Genomic DNA, 8,613 nt, shown 5'->3' on the forward strand with positions numbered 1-8,613 from the left:
GATAATATGCAACCAAATGGTTGCCTGTCAAGCTGCAACCTGAGAGATCCCGATACTGTGCATCGTCGCAGCTTCCGTTCCCGGCTCTGTCATGCATTAATGGCCTGCAAACCGCCTTCAGCGAGTCTCCGCCATGATGTCCCTGCAAGCCTACCTTGCCTTTTTCGCCGCCTGCATTGCGCTGGCGCTGCTGCCTGGCCCGATCGTGACTCTCGTCATCGCCAACGGCCTGCGCCATGGCACCCGCGCGGCGCTGACCAATGTCGCGGGCGCGCAGGCGGGCCTTGCCATCGTCATCTGCATCGTCGCGGTTGGCCTGACCTCGTTGATGGCAACGATGGGCTACTGGTTCGACTGGGTGCGCTTTGCCGGCGCCGCCTATCTGGTCTGGCTCGGCATCAAGCTGATCTGGGCGCCGGTCGAAGGCGTCAATGTCGACCAGCCGCCTCCGCCGCCGCGCGGCGGCTTCTTCCTGCAAGGTTTTGTGGTGCTGTTGTCGAACCCGAAGGTGCTGGTGTTCTTCGGCGCCTTCATTCCCCAGTTCATGGACATGAACCGCGACCACTTCCCGCAGGTCGCGCTGCTCGGGGCCACCTTCATGGTGACGGCGGCGATGACGGACGCGCTCTACGCTATCGCTGCCGGCCGCGCCCGAAAATTCTTCTCGGCCCGCCGCACACGCATGATGTCGCGCGTCTCCGGCGGCTTCATGATCGGCGGCGGCATCTGGCTGGCGCTGACCCGGGCGAAGTGACGGCCTACACCAGTCTCTTCGCCCGCAACTCCACCTCTATCTCCGCGAAAATCCGCGCCAGCCGCTCGGCCCATTGCTGCTGGCCGGACTGGTCCGCGATCAAATCCTGGCGAATCTCGATGCCGGTGTTGACGAGGCCGCGGGCTTCGCCATGCACGGGGATGGTGTAGTCGGTGAGGTCACTCACTGCATAGGGCTCGTTGTCGCCGACGACAAGATCGCTCTCGAGGCGCAGGTGCTTCAGCAGCAGATGCGGCAGCACCTTGTCATGGTTGTAGAGCGCGCCGATGTGCCAGGGCCGCGCGACGCCGGCATAAACCGGTGTGAAACTGTGCAGCGACACCAGCACGGTCGGCCGCTTGTTGTGCAAACGTCGGTTGATCGCGGCGTCGATGCGGTGGTGATAGGGCTCGAAGATCTCGCGCCGCCGTGCCTCGCGCTCGTGCTCCGAAATCCCCTCGTTGCGGGGGACCGAAGTGGCCTCGGAAATCATGGGAATCGAGCTCGCAGCGCCCGGCGGGCGGTTGCAGTCGATCACCAGCCGCGAATAGCGCTGCGCGACCAGATGCGCACCCAGCATTTTGGCCAGCCGCTCGGCGACGCCGGCAATGCCGATGTCCCAGGCGATGTGCCGTTGCAGTTCGCCTTCGGCAACGCCGAGGTCGCCGAGCGCGCGCGGCAGCGCCCGTCCATGGTGATCGGAGGTGAGCAGGAAGGGCGATGCCCCTTCCGCATTCACCTCATGCACCGGCGGAATGTCGCCCTCGCCGAGGATTTGATCCGTCGCGCCGGCTGTGTCTAAAGCCATCCTGATTGCCCTGGAAAAAGCAGTCGCCCCCAAAATTGGGCAGAATCGCTATAGATTGATCTGCCCAAAATCTCCATGATTGGCTGACGATGCCGCTGCTCACGATTCATCACAAGACCGAATATCGCTACAACCGCCCCGTGGCGTTCGGCGAACACAGAATCATGCTGCGTCCGCGCGACGGGCACGATCTGCGCGTGCTCGACTCTCAGCTCGATATCTCGCCCACACCGATGTCGCTGCACTGGATCCACGATGTGTTCGGCAATTCGGTCGCGATCGCCAATTTCGACGAACGCGCGGACAGGCTGATCTTCGACTGGCACGTCACCGTCGAGCACAATCCGGTGGAGGAGTTCGCGCTGACGCCGGATGATCCTGCCTATTTCTATCCGTTCGTCTACAACGACGATGAGTTTCCCGACCTCGTGCAATACACCACGCCGCAATATACCGATCCGGACGGCGAGATCGCGGAGTGGGCGCGCGGCTTTCTGGACGAGGACGCGCCGACGCCGACCTACAAGATCCTCAGCGGCATGACCCACGGCATCCGCGAGCAGTTCAAGTACCGCAAGCGTCACGAACTGGGGACGCAGCATCCGCTTGATACCTTGCAGTCGGGCACTGGAACCTGCCGGGACTATGCGCTGTTCATGATCGAGGCGCTGCGCCAGCTCGGCATCGCGGCGCGATTCGTCTCCGGCTACATCTTCGTGCCCGAGGATATCGAGCAGCGTCATGTCGGCGGCGGCTCGACGCATGCCTGGGTGCAGGTCTACCTGCCGAGCGCGGGCTGGATCGAGTTCGATCCGACCAACGGCATCGTCGGCACCCGCGATCTCATCCGCGTCGCGGTCGCCCGCGACCCGCGCCAGGCGATCCCGCTGCACGGCGTCTATGTCGGCTCCGCCGGCGCGTTCGAGGCCATGGACGTGAACATCAAGGTGGTCTCGGACGACCAGGACAGCGACCTGGATATGGAGGCAGAGGTTTCATAGAGATGGCCTGGCCGTTTCCGCCGGGACGACGCCAAATGCGCGGCGCTGTCGCTCTACACAATTGACAGCTATAGACACCCAAATGACCTCCGATCGTCTCTTCGTCTACGGCACGCTGATGCGCGGCTTCGATCATCCGATGGCGCGGCTGCTTGCAGCCCATGCGGATTTCCTCGGGGATGCGACCTGCCGCGGCCGGCTCGTGCTGGTGAAACACTATCCGGGACTGCTGCTGTCCGAGGTGTCGTCCGAGCTCGTCCACGGCGAGCTCTTTCACCTGCGCGCCCCCGATGAGCTGCTGCGCGAGCTCGACATGTACGAAGCCTGCGGCGAGGGCTTTCCGGAGCCGACCGAATATCTGCGCAAGCTGGTCGACGTGACGCGGCCGGACGGCGCCACCGAGAAGGCCTGGACCTACATCTACAACTGGCCCGTCGCCGATCTGCCGCGCATCGAGTCGGGGCGCTTTCTCGATCATTGACGCCGGATGCGGACTTCACCTCCCCGCAAGCGGGGCGAGGGAGTGCACCTTCATCGCGGCCGGCAGTCGAGCATTAAGCAGAGAGCACTTCCTTGACCACACGCACGTCGACTTCGCGCTCGACGTAGGTCCATTCTTCGGTCCGCCTGAGCATCGCCACCAGCTCTTCGAACAGCGAGGCATGCGCGGGTGCGAATTCGAACCAGGTCAGGAAGTCGAAGGGCTCGCCGAGATCGCGGCAGTGATAGAGCTGGCGCGCAATGGCGGGCAGAAAGCGCAGGCTGCTGGCGATGTGATGCGACTTGTCTTCGAAAATCCTGCGCCGCTCCTCCTGGGTCAGCTCCCACCAGGCTTGCGACTTGCGGATCGGGATCAGCGCCGCGCAGGTGGCCTCCAGCCGGCCGAGCCCGGCCTGCACGGCGATGAGCTGCTGCTTCTCAGGCCGCTCGGTGTAGCGCAGCGAGCTCGGCACGCCGACCAGCCGCCACGCATTGCGCGAGGGCACCAGCGGCAACGCGATCGCCTCGCTGTCGGTGACCGACAGCGCCGGCATGAAGGGCAGGGGTTCGCCCGTCACGGGCGAAATCGAGGTCACCCGCCAGCCCCCGCTCTGGCCGCCTCGAAACGTCCTGAACATGGCGACATGGAAGCGTGGAACCGGGCCGGGTTCAAGCTCCGTCATTCCGGGGCGCCTCGGAGAGGCGAGCTATGATGCGCAATTGCGCATCATAGCTCGACGCTTCGCATCGCCCCGGAATGACGCGGCTGTGCACAGGTCGAATAACTCGGACAAGGCTAACATTCCTGACTTCTCAGGGCGCGCTTCCTATATGCCTAACTGTTCGCCCCGACTCAGCCGGTCCGCTAGACTCACCCTATGCGCTTCACGCCCCAATTCCTCGACGAGCTGCGTGCCCGGCTTTCGGTTTCCGAAGTCGTGGGCAAGCGCGTCAAGCTGAAGAAGGCGGGGCGGGAGTGGAAGGGGCTGTCGCCGTTCCAGCAGGAGAAGACGCCGTCCTTCTACGTCAACGACCAGAAGGGATTTTACCACGACTTCTCCTCCGGCAAGCACGGCGACATCATCGCCTTCGTGATGGAGACCGACGGCCTGCCGTTCGCCGAGGCCGTGGAGCGGCTCGCGAGCATGGCGGGGCTGCCGTTGCCGGCGGTGACGCCCGACGCGGCGCGGCATGAGCAGCGGCGCAAGTCGCTGCACGACGTCATGGATCTCGCCGCCAAATTCTTCGCGGAGACGCTGGCCTCGCGTCTCGGCGCCAAGGCGCGCGGCTATCTTGCCGACCGCGCGATCTCGCCGGCGACGCAATTGCAGTTCCGCATCGGTTACGCCTCGCCCGAGCGCTTCGCCCTGAAGGAGCATCTCGGCAAGCTCGGTGTCTCCGTCGACGACATGGTCGAGACCGGGCTGCTGGTGGCCGGCGACGGCATTCCCGTGCCCTACGATCGCTTCCGCGACCGCGTGATGTTTCCGATCACTGACTTGCGCGGCCGCGTCATCGCCTTCGGCGGCCGTGCGCTGGAGAAGGACGTTGCGGCAAAATATCTGAACTCGCCGGAGACGCCGCTCTTCCACAAGGGCGATAACCTCTACAATCACCAGACCGCACGCGCCGCCGCCCACAATGGCGCGCCGCTCATTGTCGTCGAAGGCTATGTCGACGTTATCGCGATGATCACGGCAGGTTTCTCCGGCACGGTCGCGCCGCTTGGCACGGCGCTGACCGAAAGCCAGCTCGCGTTGCTCTGGAAGATGGCGGATGAGCCGATCCTCTGCTTCGACGGCGACAAGGCCGGGCAGAAGGCGGCTTATCGTGCTGCGGACCTTGCCTTGCCGTTCCTGAGCCCCGGCAAGAGCCTGCGCTTTGCGCTTTTGCCCGAAGGGCAGGACCCCGACGATCTCGTCCGCTCCGGCGGCCGTGGCGCGATCGAGGAGGTGATCGCGGCTGCGCGGCCGCTCGCAGACATGATCTGGTCGCGCGAGCTCGAAGGCGGCAACTTCGCCACCCCCGAGCGCCGCGCCGCGCTGGAGGCGCGCATCAAGGAGCTCTCCAACGGCATCCGCGACGAGGTGGTGCGGCGGTACTATCGTCAGGATCTTGCCGAGCGGCTGCAGCGCACCTTTGCGCCGGAGGCCGGGCGCGGCAGCTTTGCCGGTCGCGGCAATTTCCGCTCGGGCAGTCCGGGCCGCCCGTTCCAGCCCCGCGGCGGCGGACAGGCGAATCGATTCGGCGGCCAGGGGCGCCGCGGCGGGCCAGTCCCGCTCTCGCTTCCGTCGGGGCCCTATCAGGCGGCGAGCCCGCAACTGGCCGCCAGCCCGATCATGCGGGGGCAACGCAGTGCCATTTCCCGCCGCGAAGCCCTGATCCTGCAAATCCTGATCAACCACCCCTGGCTGCTGCACGAGCATCTGGAGGAGGTGGCCGCGCTGGAGCTGGCCCACCCCGAGGCCCACAAGCTGCGCGCCGCCATCATCGCCGCTTTCGCCAACGACCATCACCACAGCCCCGATCCGTCCGAGCAGGCCGAGAAGATGCGCTCCGACATCGAGAAGGGCGGGTTTTCTCAGCTTCTTCAAAGGGTTGAGAATGGCATTACGACCCAGGCGGTGTGGGGCGCCCGCGAAGGCGCGGCGCGGGACGACGTTCTCTCCACCTGGCACCAGCTCGTTGCCTTGCATCGGCAGTGGCATTCACTACTTAGAGAGCTGAAAGACGCCGAGCTGGCCTTGGGGGAGGATCCCAGCGAGGCCAGTATGGCGTGGTTGCGTGACGTCAAGGCTCGGATAGGCGAAGTCGACGGCACCGAGGCCCTGATCGAGGGGTTTGGCGAGCTGTCAGGCCGGTTCCAGAAGAGCGTGTGATGAAAGAATCATGCGGACGGCTTCGGCCGGGACCGCTAAAAGACTCGCCAAATCCAAGGTTTGGCGGCAAAAACAGGGTTAATCGAGGCTTAACGGTCTTGTAGCACTTTGGGCCCCAGGCGGCCGCAGGCAGAACAGACGCGTCAGGAATGAATCCGCGCAATCGCTGTTGGCACTTCACCTGCACCGCTGCGACAAAGAGGCTCACGAAGCGTTAGGCAAATCCGGCGAGAGAAAGGTCGGGGTGGCGAGAGTTATGCGCGCCGCCCTTTCCGTGTCGCGATCTGGCGAAGCGAGAGCGTCGAACAACAGGTTCAGGTGATTTCAGGCAGGCGCGGCGAACGTCTGTGTGAAACGCGTTTAGGAGCAATGGATGGCCACCAAGGCAAAGACGCTGCAGGCGAAGGACAAGGAAAAAGACGACAAGGCAGCGGATGCTCCCGAGAAGGATTCCCAGGACGCGCCGTCGCCGTTGCTCGATCTGTCCGACGCGGCAGTGAAGAAAATGATCAAGCAGGCCAAGAAGCGCGGCTTCGTGACCTTCGATCAGCTCAACGAAGTTTTGCCGTCCGACCAGACCTCGCCCGAGCAGATCGAGGACATCATGTCCATGCTCTCGGACATGGGCATCAACGTCACCGAAGCCGACGATAGCGAAGGCGAGGAGGACAAGGACGAGGGCGGCGAGGACGAGACCGACAACGAGCTCGTCGAGGTCACCCAGAAGGCCGTCACTGAGGTCAAGAAGAGCGAGCCGGGCGAGCGCACCGACGATCCCGTGCGCATGTATCTGCGCGAGATGGGCACGGTCGAGCTGCTGTCGCGCGAGGGCGAAATCGCGATTGCCAAGCGCATCGAGGCCGGCCGCGAGGCGATGATCGCGGGGCTGTGCGAAAGCCCGCTGACCTTCCAGGCCATCATCATCTGGCGCGACGAGCTCAACGAAGGCAAGATCTTCCTCCGCGACATCATCGATCTCGAAGCGACCTATGCCGGGCCCGAGGCCAAGGCCGGCATGAACACCGCGATGATCGCCGCGCCCACCGGCGAGAACGGCGAAGCGCCGGCCGAAGGCGGCCAGCCCGCCGCGGCCGCAGTCGGCGCGCCGGCGCATGTTGCGCCGCCTGCCGCGCCCCCGGCGCCAACCCCGTTCCGTCCCGCGCAGCCTGCCGCAGGTGGCGTTCCAGGTGGCGAGGAAAAGGATCCGGCCGAGTCTGCCGCCGAGTCCGACATGGACGACGACGAGTTCGAGAATCAGATGTCGCTCGCGGCGATCGAGGCCGAGCTCAAGCCGAAGGTCGTCGAGATCTTCGACAAGATCGCCGACAGCTACAAGAAGCTGCGCAAGCTTCAGGAGCAGGACATCCAGAACCAGCTCCAGAACGAGACGCTCTCGCCGCACCAGGAGCGCAAGTACAAGAAGCTGAAGGACGAGATCATCGTTGAGGTGAAATCGCTGCGCCTGAACCAGGCCCGTATCGACAGCCTCGTCGAGCAGCTCTACGACATCAACAAGCGGCTCGTCTCGCACGAGGGCCGCCTGATGCGCCTTGCCGACAGCCATGGCGTCGCGCGCGAGGACTTCCTGCGCAACTATACCGGCTCGGAGCTCGATCCGCGCTGGCTCAACCGTGTCTCGAAGCTTTCGGCCAAGGGCTGGAAGAATTTCGTCCACCACGAGAAGGACCGTATCAAGGACCTTCGCCACGAGGTGCATCAGTTAGCTGCGCTCACCGGCCTCGAGATCGTCGAGTTCCGCAAGATCGTGCACTCCGTGCAGAAGGGCGAGCGCGAAGCCCGCCAGGCCAAGAAGGAGATGGTGGAAGCCAACCTCCGCCTGGTGATCTCGATCGCCAAGAAGTACACCAACCGCGGCCTGCAATTCCTCGACCTGATCCAGGAAGGCAACATCGGCCTGATGAAGGCGGTCGACAAGTTCGAGTACCGCCGCGGCTACAAGTTCTCGACCTACGCCACCTGGTGGATCCGGCAGGCGATCACCCGTTCGATCGCCGACCAGGCGCGCACCATCCGCATCCCCGTGCACATGATCGAGACGATCAACAAGATCGTGCGCACCTCGCGCCAGATGCTCAACGAGATCGGCCGCGAGCCGACCCCGGAAGAGCTCGCCGAGAAGCTCGGCATGCCGCTCGAGAAGGTCCGCAAGGTCCTCAAGATCGCCAAGGAGCCCTTGTCCCTGGAGACGCCCGTCGGTGACGAAGAGGATTCACATCTCGGCGATTTCATCGAGGACAAGAACGCGATCCTCCCGATCGACGCCGCGATCCAGTCGAACCTGCGCGAGACCACCACGCGCGTGCTCGCCTCGCTCACCCCGCGCGAAGAGCGCGTGCTGCGCATGCGCTTCGGCATCGGCATGAACACCGACCACACGCTGGAAGAAGTCGGCCAGCAGTTCTCGGTCACCCGCGAACGCATCCGTCAGATCGAAGCCAAGGCGCTGCGCAAGCTGAAGCATCCGTCAAGGTCAAGGAAGCTGCGAAGCTTCCTGGATAACTAATTCGGATCGTTGTGCCCGGGCCTGGCATCCATCTCAATGAAAGCGGCGGGCCAGAGCCCGCCGTTTGTTTGGTGTGCCGAGCATGTTCGACAGCTTGGAGGTGGAAGTCCTTTACCCAGCCTGATGGCGGCGAAGGGTTAGCGAAGCGCAAGGGCGTCATCGCGAGA

At 64.3% G+C, this 8,613-nt stretch carries 7 protein-coding genes; 5 read left to right on the forward strand and 2 right to left on the reverse strand.

The genetic code is table 11. From position 1 onward, the window contains the following. The first annotated feature begins 133 nt into the window (after nucleotides 1-133). Nucleotides 134-754: a LysE family translocator gene (locus tag IVA82_RS21670; RefSeq protein ID WP_247382469.1), complete on the forward strand. Its 621-nt coding sequence runs from the start codon at nucleotides 134-136 to the stop codon at nucleotides 752-754. A 4-nt stretch (nucleotides 755-758) separates the two neighbouring features. Here the strand turns inward: IVA82_RS21670 and IVA82_RS21675 are convergent, their stop codons facing one another. Continuing rightward, complete coding sequence (locus IVA82_RS21675; RefSeq protein WP_247382470.1) at nucleotides 759-1,562, reverse strand: N-formylglutamate amidohydrolase; 804 nt, start codon at nucleotides 1,560-1,562, stop codon at nucleotides 759-761. A gap of 89 nt (nucleotides 1,563-1,651) precedes the next feature. On the opposite strand from IVA82_RS21675, the gene IVA82_RS21680 reads away from it, so the two are divergent. Further along, nucleotides 1,652-2,563 (forward strand): transglutaminase family protein, encoded by a 912-nt coding sequence (locus IVA82_RS21680; protein ID WP_247382471.1) that lies wholly within the window; start codon nucleotides 1,652-1,654, stop codon nucleotides 2,561-2,563. An 82-nt stretch (nucleotides 2,564-2,645) separates the two neighbouring features. Next, nucleotides 2,646-3,044, forward strand: coding sequence for a gamma-glutamylcyclotransferase family protein (locus IVA82_RS21685; RefSeq protein ID WP_247382472.1), 399 nt, complete (start codon nucleotides 2,646-2,648; stop codon nucleotides 3,042-3,044). 73 nt (nucleotides 3,045-3,117) lie between these two features. Here IVA82_RS21685 and IVA82_RS21690 read toward each other — a convergent pair whose 3' ends face one another. Next, a complete protein-coding gene (locus IVA82_RS21690) occupies nucleotides 3,118-3,681 on the reverse strand; it encodes a chlorite dismutase family protein (protein WP_247382477.1) in 564 nt (187 codons plus the stop codon). 240 nt (nucleotides 3,682-3,921) lie between these two features. Between IVA82_RS21690 and dnaG the strand changes: the two genes are divergently transcribed. Together dnaG and rpoD are read left to right on the forward strand one after the other, a co-directional pair. After that, complete coding sequence (gene dnaG, locus IVA82_RS21695; protein ID WP_247382473.1) at nucleotides 3,922-5,922, forward strand: DNA primase; 2,001 nt, start codon at nucleotides 3,922-3,924, stop codon at nucleotides 5,920-5,922. A gap of 373 nt (nucleotides 5,923-6,295) precedes the next feature. Continuing rightward, on the forward strand, nucleotides 6,296-8,446 hold the full coding sequence (gene rpoD / locus IVA82_RS21700) for an RNA polymerase sigma factor RpoD (RefSeq protein ID WP_247382474.1): 2,151 nt from the start codon (nucleotides 6,296-6,298) through the stop codon (nucleotides 8,444-8,446). Nucleotides 8,447-8,613 lie beyond the last annotated feature (167 nt).

Source organism: Bradyrhizobium sp. 142 (assembly GCF_023074015.1).
Lineage (GTDB): Bacteria > Pseudomonadota > Alphaproteobacteria > Rhizobiales > Xanthobacteraceae > Bradyrhizobium.